This window comes from Streptosporangium sp. NPDC000509, from assembly GCF_042898365.1.
Classification (GTDB): domain Bacteria; phylum Actinomycetota; class Actinomycetes; order Streptosporangiales; family Streptosporangiaceae; genus Streptosporangium.
In genome coordinates this window covers 1-15,780 of the sequence record NZ_JBIAYX010000018.1, presented here as the reverse complement: position 1 = coordinate 15,780, position 15,780 = coordinate 1, and the positions used below count along the sequence as shown (strand labels likewise).

General features: G+C 71.2%; 9 protein-coding genes. 4 read left to right on the top strand and 5 right to left on the bottom strand.

Annotated elements, in window-relative coordinates; translation table 11 throughout:
- Positions 1–7 precede the first annotated feature (7 nt).
- The gene (locus tag ACFY3D_RS29825) at positions 8–685 is read left to right on the top strand and encodes a uracil-DNA glycosylase (protein ID WP_350948528.1); all 678 of its coding nucleotides are present in this window, start codon (positions 8–10) and stop codon (positions 683–685) included.
- A 36-nt stretch (positions 686–721) separates the two neighbouring features.
- Positions 722–1,081, top strand: coding sequence for a hypothetical protein (locus ACFY3D_RS29820; RefSeq protein WP_389985359.1), 360 nt, complete (start codon positions 722–724; stop codon positions 1,079–1,081).
- A 164-nt stretch (positions 1,082–1,245) separates the two neighbouring features.
- On the opposite strand, the gene ACFY3D_RS29815 is transcribed toward ACFY3D_RS29820, so the two are convergent.
- Entirely contained in the window at positions 1,246–2,559 is a 1,314-nt protein-coding gene (locus tag ACFY3D_RS29815; protein ID WP_389985356.1) for a cryptochrome/photolyase family protein, read from the bottom strand.
- 135 nt (positions 2,560–2,694) lie between these two features.
- Between ACFY3D_RS29815 and ACFY3D_RS29810 the strand changes: the two genes are divergently transcribed.
- Positions 2,695–3,645 (top strand): MerR family transcriptional regulator, encoded by a 951-nt coding sequence (locus ACFY3D_RS29810; RefSeq protein WP_389985352.1) that lies wholly within the window; start codon positions 2,695–2,697, stop codon positions 3,643–3,645.
- 268 nt (positions 3,646–3,913) lie between these two features.
- Entirely contained in the window at positions 3,914–5,509 is a 1,596-nt protein-coding gene (locus ACFY3D_RS29805) for a DUF1722 domain-containing protein (RefSeq protein ID WP_389985349.1), read from the top strand.
- 61 nt (positions 5,510–5,570) lie between these two features.
- On the opposite strand, the gene treZ is transcribed toward ACFY3D_RS29805, so the two are convergent.
- The 4 genes from treZ to ACFY3D_RS29785 all read right to left on the bottom strand — a co-directional run bounded on the left by treZ (position 5,571) and on the right by ACFY3D_RS29785 (position 15,517).
- Entirely contained in the window at positions 5,571–7,298 is a 1,728-nt protein-coding gene (gene treZ / locus ACFY3D_RS29800) for a malto-oligosyltrehalose trehalohydrolase (protein ID WP_389985346.1), read from the bottom strand.
- Positions 7,299–7,301: 3 nt separating this feature from the next.
- A complete protein-coding gene (gene treY, locus ACFY3D_RS29795; protein ID WP_389985744.1) occupies positions 7,302–9,491 on the bottom strand; it encodes a malto-oligosyltrehalose synthase in 2,190 nt (729 codons plus the stop codon).
- A gap of 277 nt (positions 9,492–9,768) precedes the next feature.
- Complete coding sequence (gene glgX, locus ACFY3D_RS29790) at positions 9,769–11,874, bottom strand: glycogen debranching protein GlgX (protein WP_389985343.1); 2,106 nt, start codon at positions 11,872–11,874, stop codon at positions 9,769–9,771.
- A gap of 289 nt (positions 11,875–12,163) precedes the next feature.
- Positions 12,164–15,517 carry a BTAD domain-containing putative transcriptional regulator gene (locus ACFY3D_RS29785; RefSeq protein ID WP_389985340.1) on the bottom strand — a complete coding sequence of 1,118 codons (3,354 nt, stop codon included), beginning with the start codon at positions 15,515–15,517 and terminating at the stop codon, positions 12,164–12,166.
- Positions 15,518–15,780 lie beyond the last annotated feature (263 nt).

Below are 15,780 nucleotides of genomic sequence, written 5' to 3'. Positions count from 1 at the left end.
CCTGCACATGGCCGCACGTCCCTTGAACGAAGTCGTAGAAGCCGGGTGGGCCGAGGCCCTCGAACCCGTCGCCGAGAAGATCGCCGAGATGGGCGAGTTCCTCCGGAGGGAGGTGGCGGAAGGCAGGCAGTACCTCCCCTCGGGCGCCAATGTGCTCCGCGCCTTCCAACAGCCGTTTGACCAGGTCAAAGTGCTGATCGTGGGCCAGGATCCGTACCCCACGCCGGGTCACCCGATCGGCCTGAGCTTCTCCGTCGCCGCGGACGTGCGCCCGATCCCGGGCAGCCTGCGCAACATCTACAAGGAGCTCACCGAGGACCTCGGGCTTCCGATGCCGAGCAACGGCGACCTCACCCCCTGGACCGAGCAGGGCGTGCTCCTGCTCAACCGGGTGCTCACCGTCATGCCGGGCAAGCCCGCCTCACACCGGGGCAAGGGCTGGGAGGAGGTCACCGAGCAGGCCATCAAGGCCCTCGTCGCCCGCGACAAGCCGATGGTGGCGATCCTGTGGGGACGCGACGCCCGCAACCTGCGCCCGATGCTCGGCTCCGTCCCGGCCATCGAGTCGGCGCACCCCAGTCCCCTGTCGGCCCGCAGCGGCTTCTTCGGCTCCCGCCCGTTCAGCAAGACGAACGAACTTCTCGAGAAGCAGGGCACCACCCCCGTGGAGTGGAAGCTCCCTTAGGCTGGTCCACCCCACCCAGGCACTAGGATTTACACCATGAGTGATGTATCGGGCACCGAACGCTACCTGCGTCTGACCGTTGAGCTGACCGTGGAGGTGCAGGACATCGCCGCCCTGCAGGCCGCCGCGCTGAAGGAGATCAGCCACCCTGACGCCGACCTGGACGACGACGAGCGCAAGGAGCAGGCTGAGCTGGTCTCGGCCGACGACACCGGCGCCACCGCACTGCAGTGGCTGATCGAGCCGGACCACGTCCTTGGGCTGATCGAGCACGTCGAACAGATCGAGCCCCGCGAGGCCGTGCTGGGCGTCGAGCCCTCCGACGGCCCCTCGGACGAGGACGACGACGAGGACGAGGCAGGCCACGACCACGCGGGCCACGACCACAAGCACTGAGACCGCGAGACTGAGCACGCGGCACTGAGAACGACCCCGCCCCCGGCGGTGGTGGGCTTTCCCGGCCAGGCGCCTCGGCCGGGAAAGCCCACTGCCGCCGGGGCCTCTCATCGTGGGGCCCCGTCGCGAGGGCTCGCGCCTCGGCGGGCGACGACCCGGCCGGCTCAGTCCATGGACACCAGGGGCGCCGGATAGCCCGGGACACCCGAGGGGAGCCTCCAGGGCTCGTGGATCATCCTCGTGGGCACGGTGCCGAGCTCGGGGACGTGACGGCGGACGTACTCGCCCTCCGGGTCGTACCTTTTGGCCTGCCGGATGTGGTTGACGGGCCGGTTGGGCCGGGTGTCGTTGCCCGTCCCGGCGACCCACTGCCAGTTGCCGTAGTTGTTGGCGACATCGCCGTCGAGCAGCAGATCGAAGAAGTGGTCGGCGCCGACGCGCCAGTCGACGCCGAGCCGCCGGACGAGGAACGAGCCCACGATCATGCGGGCCCGGTTGTGCATCCATCCCTCGCTGAGCAACTGCCGCATTCCCGCGTCCACGATCGGGACTCCGGTCATGCCCTCCTTCCACGCCTGCGCCGCGTGGTCGTCGTCGCGCCACTCGTGCCCGCGCGGCCGGTAGTCGTCGCGGTTGATGCGCGGGAAGGCCCGCGTCACCTGGTAGAAGAAGTCACGCCAGCACAGCTGCCTGACGAACTCCTCGGCACCCCCGCCTTCGCCCTCTCCCACGCCTCCCACCTCCCTCGCGAGCGCTTCCAGCTCCAGCGGCGAGACGCAGCCGAAGCGCAGGTAGGGGCTGAGCCTGGAGGTGCGGTTACCCGCCATGTCGTCGTGGCCGTCGGCGTAGTCGTCCACGCAGTGCTTCAGCCACTGCCTCATCCTCCGGCGCCCAACCGTCTCACCGCCCCTGAACAGCTCGTGCGACGCGCGCCCCGGCTCGGGCGGCCTCCCGGCCCACACGCCCTCGGGAACGCGCACCACACCGGGGGCCTTGAGCACCTCCCTGCGCGGCTGCCGGGCCCAGGCCCGCCAGTAGGGCGTGAAGACCCGGTAGTGGTCGCCTCCGCCCGACGGCCTGAGCGCGTCGGGGGGCACGATCGTCAGACCGGGAAACATGTGGAACGCCGTCCTGGCGTGCTCGCACTCCTCGGCCAGGCGTCGCTGCCTGCGCCGCGCGAGGGTGCTGACGTCCATGCTGACGTGGACGGCCCGCGCCCCCGTCTCCCGCGCCAGGCGCATCGTCTCGGCGATCGGATCACCACGGCGCACGACCAGCTCACCACCCCGCTCGCGGAGCGATTCGCTCAGATCGGCGAGGCACTCGGCGAGAAATCCCCGGCGGTCGCCCCCGGGCACGGAGGGGTCCGCGACGAAGAGGGGGACGACATGACGTGCGTGCTCGCACGCCGCGGCGAGTGCGGGATGGTCGTGCACCCGAAGATCACGGCTGAACAAAACGATCACAGTATCGGTCACGATTCCCCTTCGGCCGGTCACACTCCGTTGGTTGCATCCGCCAGGGGCCCGGAAATCGAATAGGTGTTCATGGAGCAACCGCTCGCGTCGCCTGTCAGGCTGGTACGGCGGATAGCAGGCTTAAAATGGGACGAGATGGATGAGCAGCGTCAGGTGGCGATCGTCGGGGAACCGAGCTACGGCATCGGGGCCGTAGCACGACGCCTCGGAGTGCCCGCCCCCACACTGCGGACCTGGAACCTACGCTACGGCGTGGGTCCGAGCCGCCGGAGCCCGGGGGGGCACCGCCGCTACGACGCCCGCGACCTGTGGCGCCTGGAGGAGATGAACCGGCTCATCAGGAGCGGGGTGCCCGCCTCCGACGCGGCACGGGAGGTCCTGAAGATCGAGACCGTCCCACCGCCTCCGGTGGAGCGGGAGTCCGGGCGGCCCGCCCGCGAAAAGATCTCGCCCTTCACGGCGACGCGGCCGCCGGGCGTGCCGACGGTGGCGATGCTGAAGCGGGCGACGATGACGCTGGACAGCAGGGCCGTCCAGGAGTGGATCGGCGCGGCGCTGGCCAGACACGGCGTGCGGTGGACCTGGGAGTGCCTGGTTTTGCCGGTCTTCGAGACGATCTGCAGGCGCCAGCTGGAGAGCGGGGCGAGCATCGAGATCGAGCATCTGTTCTCCGACCGGCTGCTCGCCGCGCTCATCCCTCTCACCGAGCGCCCCGCCCGGCCGGCCGGTGACCGCCCCGTCCTGCTCGCCTGCGCCGAGCACGACCTGCACAGCCTGCCGCTCTACGCGCTCGCCGCGGCGCTCACCACCGACCACCGCGTGGAGACCAGGGTGCTGGGCGCCAGGACCCCGTACCCGGCGCTGGCGGACGCGATGCGGCGGCTGCGCCCCTCGGTGGTCTTCGTCTGGTCCCAGCAGTCCGAGACCGGCGACCCCGCCCCCCTCGCCTCTCTGCCCACGCTCCGCCCGTCGAGCCTGATCGTCGCCGGCGGCCCCGGCTGGTGGGACAGCCTGCCCGCGTCCGTCCCCCGGGTCACGTCGTTCCAGGACGCCCTCACCCGCGTCACCACCGCGGCCCTCGCCTGACCCCTTCCCGGCACGCCGTCCTCCGCCCTCGGCTCCCTCGGCCCGCCCTCTCCTGACCGTCCCGCGTCGCCTCCTCCTGTCGCGCGGGGCCACCTTTCGGAAATGTCCCGCCTTCTTCGCTCCCGGTCACGTGGTGTCGTCCTCTCCTCACCGAACTCTCCGCCAGACCCGCCGGACCTGCGGATATCTCCCTGCCTCCACTTGCGATCACCGCCGTCGAGCGACTATGAATAAGTTTTGAGTAGGTTATTGAGGCAAGGGGGGCATCATGACAGACCACCTGAACACCCGGTTCGCCGAGGGCGACGAGGCGGCCCTGACCGAGTGCCTCCGCACCCACGGGCCCCTCATCCGCTCCTACCTGCGGCGATTCGTTCGGCCGCAGGATGTGGAGGATCTTCAGCAGGTCGTGTTCGCGGAGGTCTGGCGTTCCCGGCACCGCTTCGACCCGGAACGCAGCCTCCCCGCCTGGATGCTCGGGATCGCCCACAAGCGCGCGGTCGACCAGCTGCGGATACGCACCTTCCAGACGGTGCCGCTGGATGTGATCGCGGACCCCGTCGGCGACGACGGCCGGGACGACGGCGAGGAGCTGGCGGAGCGCGACCAGGTGCGGCGGGCACTCGCCAGGCTGCCCGAGCCGCAGCGCCAGGCGATCGAGCTGGCCTACTACGACGACCTGACCCAGCGGGAGATCTCCGAGAAGCTGAGCATCCCACTCGGCACGATCAAGGCCCGTACGGCACGCGGCCTGCGCCGCCTGTCCGGCATCCTCGGCACCGTCACGGCGCGCGACCGGGACGCCGCACCACACCGGGAGACAGTGTCCGCCGTGCGTGGCGCGAGCGGTTCGAGCGCGATGGACGAGATGGACGAGGTGGGCGAGATGAACGGAACCGGCGAGGCGGGCCGGCGGGCCGTCAGGCCGAGGGTCGCGGTGTCCAGCTGCCTGATGGGCGAGCCGGTCCGGTTCGACGGCGGACACAGCCGCAACCGATTCCTCAACAACGAACTGGACAAACACGTCGAGTGGGTGCACATCTGCCCGGAGATGGAGATCGGCCTCGGCAGCCCGCGCGAGACGCTGCGCCTGGAGCGCTCACCGGAGGGCACGCGGCTGGTCACCAGGAAGAGCCGGGTGGACCTCACCGACAGGATGACCGCCCTCGCCGCCGAGCGGGTTCCCGCCCTGCTGGAGGTGGACGGCTACATCCTCAAGTCCAAGAGCCCCAGCTGCGGGGTGCACGGCATCCCCGTCCACGCGGGTGGCACGACCGTGGGCCGCAAGGGCAGGGGGGTGTTCGCGGGCGTGGTCCTCGACGCCTATCCACTGCTGCCCGTCGAGGACGAGGGACGGCTCAACGACGCGCTGCTCCGCGAGAACTTCGTGGAACGGATCTTCGCCCGCGCCCGGCTCCGCGCCCTGCTGGAAAGCGACTGGCGCCCTCGCGACCTGGTGTCCTTCCACGCCCGGCACAAGATGCAGCTACTCGCCCACGACCCCGTCGCCTTCAGGGAGGCGGGCCGGCTGGTGGCCGGCGCGGGCACGCGGCCCCGTGAGGAGCTGGCCGCCGACTACACCCGGGTGTTCGACACGGCGTTCGCCACCAAGGCGAGCATCGGCCGGCACGTCAACGTCCTGCAGCACTGCGTGGGAATGGTGGGCGACGCGCTCGACCCGGCACGCCGGGCCGACCTGGCGGAGGTCATCGCCTCCTACCGGGCCGGGCAGGTGGCGCTGAGCGTCCCGGCGACCCTGATCCGCCACCACGCCCAGAGCCTCGCCGCCGACTACGTGCGGGACCAGACCTACTTCTCCCCGTACCCGGAGGACCTCCGGCTGCGCAACCACGTGGCCGCCTGACCGTCACCGCCGCCGTGACGGCCGCCGCGACGGTCAGGCGGATCAGGGGATCACCGGCCGGTCAGAGCGCCGGATCCAGCCGCACGATCGCGAGGGATCGGGGAGGCAGGAAGAGCTCCTCCCCCTCCACGGTCGCCGACGGGTCGGAGGCGAGCAGGATGTGACCGGGTGCGGCCCTGCCCGTCCCGAGCCTCACCGTGAGCGCGACCGGGCCGAGGTTCGCCGCCACCCTGAGCCCTCCCCGGTGCACGACCAGCCAGGACTCGCCGTGATCGACGCGTACCCGGTCCAGCCTCGGGTCCGTCAGCTCCGGGTGAGCGCGGCGCAGCGCGATCAACGCCCGGTACCAGTCGAGGTGTGCCCGGTGGGCGTCGTCGTCCAGCTCGCTCCAGTCGAGCTTGGAGCGCAGGAACGTCATCTCCTCACCGGGATCGGGGGCCTTGTCCGCCCAGTCGTCGTAACCGAAGCCGACGAACTCCCGCCGCCGCCGATCCCCCTCGCCCTCGCGCAACTGCGGCTCGACGTGGTCGGTGAAGAACAGGAACGGCGATCGCGTCCCCCACTCCTCCCCCATGAACAGCATGGGCGTGAACGGCGAGGTCAGCAGGAGTCCCGCGGCGAGCCGCAGCGCCTCGGGCGCCATCCGGTCGCCCTCGGCCCGGTTGCCGATCTGGTCGTGGTTCTGCGCGCAGCAGACGAAGCGGTAACCGGGCACGTGGGACGCCGGGCGGCCGTGCGAGCGCCCCCTGAAGGAGGAGTAGGTCCCGTCGTGGTAGTAGGCGCGAGCCAGCACCTTGGGCAGCGCGCCGTGGAAGTCGTCGTAGTAGCCGTGCCGCTCACCGGTCACCGCCACGTGCAGGGCGTGGTGGACGTCGTCGTTCCAGGCCGCCGCGAGGCCGAACCCCCCGGCCTCGCGGGGGGTCATCAGCCGGGGGTCGTTGAGGTCGGACTCGGCGATGAGGGTGAGCGGCCTGCCCACCGCCGCCGACAGCGCCTCCGCCTCGACGGCGATCTCCTCCAGCAGGTGCACGGCCCGGTTGTCGTGCAGGGCGTGCACGGCGTCCAGCCGCAGGCCGTCGATGTGGTAGTCGCGCAGCCACTGCAGCGCGTTGCCGACGAAGTAGGCGCGCACCTCGTCGGAGCCCGGGCCGTCGAGGTTCACGGCCTGCCCCCAGAAGGAGGAGGCACTGGAGTGGAAGTACGGGCCGAAGGGGGCGAGGAAGTTGCCCGAGGGGCCGAGGTGGTTGTAGACGACGTCGAGGATCACGCCGAGCCCGCGCCGGTGGCAGGCGTCCACGAAACGCTTGAGCCCGTCGGGGCCGCCGTAGGTCTCGGTGACGGCCCACAGGTCCACACCGTCGTAACCCCAGTTGCGCCCGCCGGGCACCGGCGGCACCGGCATGATCTCCACGAAGTCGACGCCGAGCTCCGCCAGGTGCTCCAGCCTGCCGATCGCCCCGTCGAAGGTGCCCTCGGGGGTGAAGGTGCCGATGTGCAGCTCGTAGATGACCGCGCCCGGCAGGTCACGCCCCCGCCACAGCGCGTCGCCCCACTCGAAGCGGCCGTGGTCGTAGACCCGGCTCGGCCCGAAGATCCCCTCGGGCTGCCACCTCGTCCTGGGGTCCGGCAGCGCCTCGCCCCCGTCCAGCCGGAACCGGTAGTCGGTGCCGTGCCCCGCGCCGGGGACCTCCACCGCCCACCAGCCGCCGCCCGCCGACGACATCGGGTAGCGGACCTCGCCGATCTCCACGTCAACCGCCGTCGCCGACGGCGCCCATACCTCGAACATCGGTCAGACCCTTTCCAGAAGCGCGACAGGGTGAACGGAGAGCAGGTGGGCGAGCGGGATCCGGCCGGTGTACTCGGTACCCGACAGCAGGTCCCGCCAGGTGCCATGCGGCAGGGTGAGCGTGGTGCTCCCCCACCCGCCGCGCCGCTCCAGGCCGACGGGCAGCCGGGTGGCCACCGTCACGGCCCGCTCCCCCCTCGCGAAGGCGATCGCGTGCTCCCCGGCCTCGATCGGGACGTACGGCGCCTCGGGGTCCAGCCTCCGGCGCAGGTCCAGGGCGCGGGCGGTGATCGCCAGCTTGGCCTCGTCCCAGCTGAGGGCGGCCGTGGCGGCGGGGCTCGGGTGCGGCTCGTCCGGGTGTTCCTGGCTCGCGTGGGCCTGGGCCGCCGAGAGCATCCGGCGGCGCAGCTGGAAGTCGACCGGGCGCCGGTTGTCCGGGTCGACCAGGGAGAAGTCGGTGATCTCGTTGCCCCAGTACACGTCGGGCACGCCGGGCAGCATGAGCTGGACGATCTTCTGACCCAGCGAGTTGGACCTGGCGTACGGCTCGATCCTCGCGGCGAACTCCGCGACCGAGGCGCCGCACTCCTCGACGGCCCGGCCGACGAAGTCGCGGATGCCACGCTCGTAGGCCGGGTCGGGGGTGGCCCAGGAGATCGAGGTCTTGGCCTCGCGGGCCGCCTTGAACAGGTAGTCGAAGAACCTGTCGGGCCCGATCGGCCAGGAGGCCATCAGGTTCTGCCAGGCCAGGTAGTCGAGGGCCGGGTCGAAGGAGACCTTCGACGACCACTCGCCGACCGCGGCCGCCCACTCCTCCGGCATCTCCGACAACACGGCGAGCCTGGCCCGTACGTCCTCGGAACGCTTGGTGTCGTGCGTGGAGAGCGTCGTCATCGTGCCCGGTGACATCTCCCGGCAGAACGCGTGGAACTCCTCGACGGACCCGCCGAAGCGGTCGGGCTCGCCGCCCACCTCGTTCAGGCAGGACAGGGGGTACCAGCGGTAGAGGGCGGTGTCCTCGACCCCCTTGGCCATCACGGGGCCGCAGGTCTGCTGGAAGCGGGTGACCGCGTCGGCGGGCCCGGTCAGGACCCGCTCGACCACCTCCGCCACCGGGGCGCCCTCCGGCAGCCGTCCGGCGGCGACCCGCCCCGCCTCCTCGACGATCCTCGCCGAGACCTCGGGCACCGGCTCGCCCGGCACCGCGTAGGCCCGGTAGACCGGCATCGCGGCGAGCAACTCCACCAGCGTTTGCCGGTCGGAGCCGACGACGGCGTGCAGCCGGTCGATCTCGGCGCCGAAGAACAGGTCCAGGACCTCCGCCTTGGACTCGCGGACCACCGCCGCGTAGTCGCCGCCGACCCCGGTCAGCCGGGTGAACAGCTCGACCAGCGGCTCCCTGCCCGCCGGGTCGACGAACAGGCCGGTGATCCGGTTGAGCGTTTCGTAGCCGGTGGTGCCGTCGCACTCCCAGTCGGCGGGCAGCCGCTCGGAGCCGACCAGGATCTTCTCCGCCACGGTCCACACGCCCGACCTCTCGCGCAGCCGTGACAGGTAGCCGCGCGGCTCGGCGAGCCCGTCGGGATGGTCCACCCGCAGCCCCTGGATCACCCCCTCCTCCACCAGCGAAAGGATGACGGCGTGCGTGGCGTCGAACACCTCGGGGTCCTCGACCCGCACCCCGATCAGCGAGGACACGTCGAAGAACCGGCGGTAGCCGGGGCCGCGCCGCCAGTCGACCAGCCGGTAGTACGTGTCGGGCAGCGGGAACTCGTGGTCGTGGTAGCGCAGCACGTCGCCGTCGGCCACCGTCTCGCCCTCGTCGCCGAGCACCGGCATGTTCACCTTGCCGACGCCGCCGTCGCCGTCCTCCACGGACCAGTCGATGTCGAACCACGACGCGTACGGCGAGCCCGGCCCGTCCTTGAGCACCGACCACAGCTGCGCGTTGCCCGACTCGGGCACCGGGATCGTCATGTGGTTGGGCACGATGTCGACGACGATGCCGATCCCGTGCAGGGCCATGGTCGCCGACAGCTCCCGCAGCCCCTCGACGCCGCCGAACTCCTCGCGCACGCGCGAGTGGTCGGTCACGTCGTAGCCGTGCCGCGACTCCGGCACGGCCTGCAGGATCGGCGACAGGTAGACGTGGCTCACTCCCAGATCGCGCAGGTACGGCGCGAGCTCGGCCACCTTGTCGAACCCGAAGTCGGGGGTGAGCTGGAAGCGGTAGGTCGAGACCGGAACCTCGTACGAGCCGGGCGACGGCGGAGGCGCGGGCGCCTCCTCGGGGAGCTCGAAGGGGTCGGTCACGTCCCCGCCGGTCCCGAGGGCGGCGTCCGCGAGGAGTTCGTCATGGGCGACCTGCGGCGGCACCGAACCGGGCCGGACATCGGGCAGGGGGTCCGGCGGCAGAGCGGGCTCAGAGGCGGGCTCGGGAACCGGCTCGGGGACCGGCTGGGTCGTCGGCTCAGACACGGCGCAGCACCCTCACCGAGCGGCCGACCACCGGCACGCTCTCTCCGGCCCGGCAGACCCGGGTGTCGACCGTGATCGGCATCGCCGTGTCGATCTCCGTCAGCCACATCTCGCCGTAGTCCTTCGGAAGCGTGAACTTGATGACGTCGTGGTGGGCGTTGAACAGCAGCAGGAAGGAGTCGTCGACGATCTGCCGGCCCCGGCGGTCCGGCTCGGTGATGGCGTCGCCGTTCAGGAAGACGGCGAGCGACTTGGCGTACCCCACGTTCCAGTCCGCGTCGGTCATCTTCTCCCCTCTCGGAGTGAGCCAGGCGATGTCGCTGAGGTTCTCCTCGGAACCGCGTACGGGCCGCCCGTAGAAGAACCGGCGTCGGCGGAACACCGGGTGGTCGGCGCGGAGCTTGGCGAGCCGCCGGGTGAACTCGAGCAGCAGCCAGTTCTCCCTGATGTCGGACCAGTCGACCCAGCTCAGCTCGTTGTCCTGGCAGTACACGTTGTTGTTGCCCCGCTGGGTGCGGCCCAACTCGTCGCCGTGGGAGATCATCGGAACGCCCTGGGACAGGAACAGCGTGGTCAGGAAGTTGCGTTTCTGCTGCTCGCGCAGGGACTCGATCGCGAGCGAGGCGGGCCCCTCCTCACCACAGTTCCAGGAGCGGTTGTCGTCGGCGCCGTCCCGGTTGTCCTCGCCGTTGGCCTCGTTGTGCTTGTGGTTGTAGGAGACGAGGTCCTGCAGGCTGAACCCGTCGTGGCAGGTGACGAAGTTGATGGAAGCGGCGGGGCGGCGGCTGTCGTCCTGGTAGAGGTCGCTGGAGCCGGTCAGCCGGGAGGCGAACTCGGGCAGCGCGGCGGGTTCGCCCCGCCACAGGTCGCGGATCGTGTCGCGGTACATGCCGTTCCACTCGGTCCACCTGGCGGGGAAGTTGCCCACCTGGTAGCCGCCCGGCCCGACGTCCCACGGCTCGGCGATCAGCTTGACCTGCGACAGCACCGGGTCCTGCTGGACCAGGTCGAAGAAGGCGCTCAGCCGGTCGACCTCGTGCAGCTCACGCGCGAGCGTGGAGGCCAGGTCGAACCTGAAGCCGTCCACGTGCATCTCGATCACCCAGTAGCGGAGCGAGTCCATGATCATCTGAAGCACGTGCGGGGAGCGCATGAACAGGCTGTTGCCGGTGCCCGTGGTGTCCATGTAGTACCGCTTGTCGTTGTCGACCAGACGGTAGTAGTCGGCGTTGTCGATGCCGCGCATGCTCAGCGTCGGACCCAGGTGGTTGCCCTCGGCCGTGTGGTTGTAGACCACGTCGAGGATGACCTCGATGTTCGCCTCGTGCAGGGCCTTGACCATGGCCTTGAACTCCAGCACCTGCCCGCCGCGCTGCCCGGTGCTCGAATAGGCGTTGTGCGGCGCGAAGAACCCGATGCTGTTGTAGCCCCAGTAGTTCGTCAGGCCCCGCTCGGTGAGGACGTGGTCGGTGACGAACTGGTGCACCGGCATGAGCTCGATCGCCGTCACTCCGAGCGCGGTCAGGTGATCGATGATCTCCGGGTGGCCGATCGCGGCGTACGTGCCGCGGATCCGCTCGGGGATCTTCGGGTGGTTGATCGTCAGGCCCTTGACGTGCGCCTCGTAGATCACCGTGTCGTGGTACGGGGTGCTCGGCGGCCGGTCGTGCCCCCACCCGAAGAACGGGTTGATCACGATGGAGCGCGGCACGAAGTCGGCCGAGTCGGCGTCGTTGCGGCTGTCGGGCTCGCCGAAGCGGTAGCCGTACACCGCCTCGTCCCATTTCACATCCCCCTCGACCGCCTTGGCGTACGGGTCGAGGAGGAGCTTGGCGGGATTGCACCGCTGCCCTCTCGGCGGGTCGTACGGGCCGTGCACCCGGTAGCCGTACCGCTGTCCCGGGCCGACGCCCGGCAGATATCCGTGCCAGACGAAGCCCTCACACTCGGTGAGGGTGACCCTGGTCTCCTTGTTCTCCTCGTCGAACAGGCACAGCTCGACGCGTTCGGCGGCCTCGGTGTAGAGCGCGAAGTTGGTTCCCGCGCCGTCGTAAGTGGCCCCGAGAGGATAAGGGTCACCCGGCCAGATCTCGATCATCAGTCCCTCTTGAGCGTGGTGACCCCCGCCTTCAGGCGGGGGAGGGAACACGGCGCATCGCCGTACTGCGGTTTCTCTCGAAAGTATGAGCGGACTCGGCCGGTGGGGAGGATGTCAACGCACCGCCTTTCGGCGGTGGAGAGATATGCCCCATGTTCGCGTGGCCATGCGCACATTCCCATTCCTGTGACGGTGATCTCTGCCCGGCCGTGAACCTCCTCGCACCTTCATCACCTAACCCGCTCGTCACGGGCGAAACGTACCGGCCCGGCGAGCGGACCGCGAGACGTCACGGCGAGCGGAGCCTCTCGCCCAGCGCGCGGATCGCGGGCTCGTAGACGCGTGTCCCCGCCCCGGCGGCGAACGCCTCGGCCGCCCGCAGGTGGGCCTTCGCCCGATCCTCGTCACCGCCGAGCAGGGCGAGCCTGGCCAGGCACAGGTCGGTCAGGGACCAGCCCAGCAGACGGCCCGCGTGCGGGGCGAGCCTGCCGTACAGGATCTTCCCCGCCGCCTCGTCGCCCAGCGCCGCGCAGACCTCGCTCACCGCGTCGGGGACGAACCGGTAGGACAACTCGGGACCTATCTCCGCGAACCCGTCGCGGGAGAGCTCGGCGAAGGCGTCGCGCGCCTCGGCCGTGCGGCCCAGGTCGATCAGGGCCAGGCAGCGCAGGACGCGCCAGGGCTTCTGGCCGGGGCGCCGGGCGAGCATCGCGTCGGCCAGCGCGAGCGCCTCGTCCGCCCTGCCCCGGTCGCGGCCCTTCCCCACCTCGTGAGCCCCGCCCGGCCCGTGCCCCGCACCCACCTCGTGCGGCCGATCCGGCCCGTCGCCCTTGTCCGCCGCCCGCAGGGCCAGGAAGCGGAACATCTCCCGGCGCAACGACGCGTCGTCCCGCCCCAGCGCCCCCTCCGGGTGGGCCGCACCGGAGGCGTCGGCCGCGGCGAGCGCGTCGTCGAAGCGTCCGGACAGGTAGGCGTGCACCGCGGTCTGCCAGGCGGCCAGGCTGATCATCGAGGGAAGTCTGAGCCGCTCCGCGGTCTCCCGCAGCCAGGCGAGCAGCTCCACGGCCCGCTCCGTGTCCCCACTGTCCCCGCTCGCGTTCAGCTCGACGTACTCGTTCTCCCTGCCGATCCACTCGACGACCAGGTCCCCGCCGCGGCGGCCGATCTCCGCGATCTCGCGGGCGACCGCCTCGCGGCGCCCGTGGTCGTGGCCGGAGCGCAGCAGGATCTGCAGGACGATCAACGTCCTGGACAGGGTCCGTTCGTCACCGGTGAGACGGGCCATCCGCACCGCCTCCTCCGCCATCTCCGCGCTCCGCTCGACGGGCCGTACGGTGGAGCCGGTCAGCGCGGCGGCGGCGAGCAGTCGCGCCCGCCACGGCGAGTCCCCGGCCAGGCCGGAGGCGAGGACCCGATCGATGCGCTCGGCCAGCCGGGCGATGCCGGTCATCTCCTCGTACATGGCGGAAGAGATCGGGTCGGAGAACCCCAGGACCGCCCTGGCCAGCCGGTTGTCGTCGCCGAACCGTTCGGCGATCTCCGCGGCGGCCTCCAGGGAGGCGTGGGCCGCGGCGCTCATCCCCGCCGCGGCCTGCGCCTCGGCCAGGTCGAGCAGGAGGTCGCAGCGGAGCGCGTCGTCGGGGCCCGGCAGCCGGTCGATCATCGCGATCGCCCTCTCCAGGTTCTCCACCGCGTCCTCGTGGGCGAACTGCGCGGTCGCCTGGGCCGCCGCGCGCCGGGTGTAGCCGATCGCCCTGCCCGCCATCCGGGAGTTCAGCAGGCCCTCGCGGTAGTGGTGGGCGATCTCGGTGAGGCGCGTCCCGCTGCGCTCCTCCAGCACCTCCGCGATCCGCGCGTGCAGCTTCCTGCGGCGCAGGGGCGGCAGTGCCTCGCGCAGCACGTCACGGACGATGTCGTGAACGAACCGGCAGCTCGGCCCGTCCCCCTCCACCAGCAACCGGGCGCCCACGGCGGCGTCGACGATGTCGAGGATCCGCTCCTCCGGCAGCTCCGCCACGCGCGTCAGGATGTCGGTCGCCGCCTCCCTGCCGAGCAGCGCCGCGACGGTCAGCACCTCCTCGGTACCCGGCGGCAGACCGGCCATCCGGCCGCGCACGACGTCCGACAGCGCCTCGGGGGTCTCCCCCAGTTGCAGCACCTCCCCCAGGAAGAACGGATTGCCCGCGGTCAGCCTGTCCATCTCCGCCGCCAGGTCCGGGTCCGCGCCCGCCCGTCCCAGATACTCGCGGATCTCCTCCTCGGCCAGGCCCCGCAGCAGCAGCCGCCGCACGTGCGGCAGCCGCAGCAGCGCGCCGAGGGCGTGATCCAGCGGTTCGCCGGGGCGTACGTCGGTGTCGCGGTACGTGGCCACGACGGTCAACTCGGGGCAGAGCCTGGTGGAGGCGAGGAACTCCAGCAGCCGCAGCGACGAGGTGTCCGCCCACTGGAGGTCGTCGAGGACCACCAGGACCCGGCCGTGCTCGTTCAGCAGCCGGGCGAACGCCTCGTACAACGCGAACTGCCCGGCCTGCCCCGCGCCGGCCTGCCCGGCTCCGGCCAGCCGCGCCAGCTCGCCGTCCCTGCCGACCAGGTCCCGCACGGCCTGTGTCCAGGGCCAGAAGGGCGGCGCGCCGGCATCGCTCCAGCAGCGCCCCCACACCACCCGGTGGTCCCGCGCCCGCGCGGCCTCCGCGGCGTGCTCGGCCAGGCTGGTCTTGCCGATACCGGGCTCCCCGGCGAGCAGCACCACCCGATGCCCCTCACCGGCGACCGCCCGCTCCAGCACCTCGGCCTCGGCGTCCCGGCCCACCAGGCCGGCGCCCTCCCCCTTCGCCGACTCCTTCACCGTCGCCTGGCCCGTGCTCGCCACGAGGCGGGGCCTCAGCTCGGGATCCTGGTCGAGGATGCGCCGTTCCATCTCCCTCGACCGAGGATCGGGGTCCAGCCCCATCTCCTCCATCAGCAACCGGCGTCCCTCGGCGAGCACACCGAGCGCGTCGGCCTGCCGTCCCGCCTGGTAGAGCGCGTGGGCGGAGAGCACGCGCAGCCGTTCCCTGAAGGGGTGGGCGCCGATCAGGTGGGCGAGCCCACTCGTCAGCGCCGCCCCCCGGCCGAGCGCGAGTTCCGCCTCGGCCAGATCCTCCTCGATCGTGAGCCGCAGCTCGGCCAGGTGTGAGCTCTCCTCCACCGCCCAGGAGGTGTCGGAGAGGTCCGCGAGCGGCTCCCCCCTCCACTCCCCCAACGCCAGCCGCAACCGCCCGACCGCTCCCTCGTGGTCGCCCCCGGCCCCCAGGCTCCTGCCCTCGGCCAGCCGCTCCCGCACCCTGCCCAGGTCGATCGCGTCGCCGGGGACGTCCAGCAGGTAGCCTCCCGGTTTGCTGACCAGAACCGTCGGGGGAACGTTCCTCGTCCTGCCCGGCTCGAAGACGCGGCGGAGCTTGGAGACGTACGCCTGCACGGTGTTGAGCGCCCCCGGAGGGGGGTCGCCCTCCCAGAGCGCGTCGATCAGCCGGTGCGGGCCGACCGGCCGCGGGGCGGCGAGGACGCACATGGCCAGCACCAGCCGCTGCTGGTAGGGGCCGATGTCCAGCGCCACCCCTTCGTCGGTGAACGCCTCGACAGGGCCCAGCACACGAAAGTCCATCCGGCCACCTCGCTCGTGAATGCGCTGATAGTAACCTTTCACCCTCGCTGCCCCATTCGGCCGGTACGGCTGCGCGCAGGCTTGCCGGTATTGTCCTCACCGGAGAAAATTCCGGAAAAAGACGGAAGTTTGGCCGCCGCCAGGTGGGCAAAGCGACCGTCCTCACGAGTCAACGACCCCCTCCTGAAGGAGGGGGCTTGAGGTGCCGCCTGGTGCCTTGAGCCCGTATTGACCAGCCCCAGCCATCACGAACAGGAGGTGCA

Coding starts and splice junctions, on each gene's coding strand:
- ACFY3D_RS29825 (WP_350948528.1), top strand. CDS start 8: ATGGCCGCACGTCCCTTGAACGAAGTCGTAGAAGCCGGGTGGGCCGAG.
- ACFY3D_RS29820 (WP_389985359.1), top strand. CDS start 722: ATGAGTGATGTATCGGGCACCGAACGCTACCTGCGTCTGACCGTTGAG.
- ACFY3D_RS29810 (WP_389985352.1), top strand. CDS start 2,695: ATGGATGAGCAGCGTCAGGTGGCGATCGTCGGGGAACCGAGCTACGGC.
- ACFY3D_RS29805 (WP_389985349.1), top strand. CDS start 3,914: ATGACAGACCACCTGAACACCCGGTTCGCCGAGGGCGACGAGGCGGCC.
- treZ (WP_389985346.1), bottom strand. CDS start 7,298: ATGTTCGAGGTATGGGCGCCGTCGGCGACGGCGGTTGACGTGGAGATC.
- glgX (WP_389985343.1), bottom strand. CDS start 11,874: ATGATCGAGATCTGGCCGGGTGACCCTTATCCTCTCGGGGCCACTTAC.
- ACFY3D_RS29785 (WP_389985340.1), bottom strand. CDS start 15,517: ATGGACTTTCGTGTGCTGGGCCCTGTCGAGGCGTTCACCGACGAAGGG.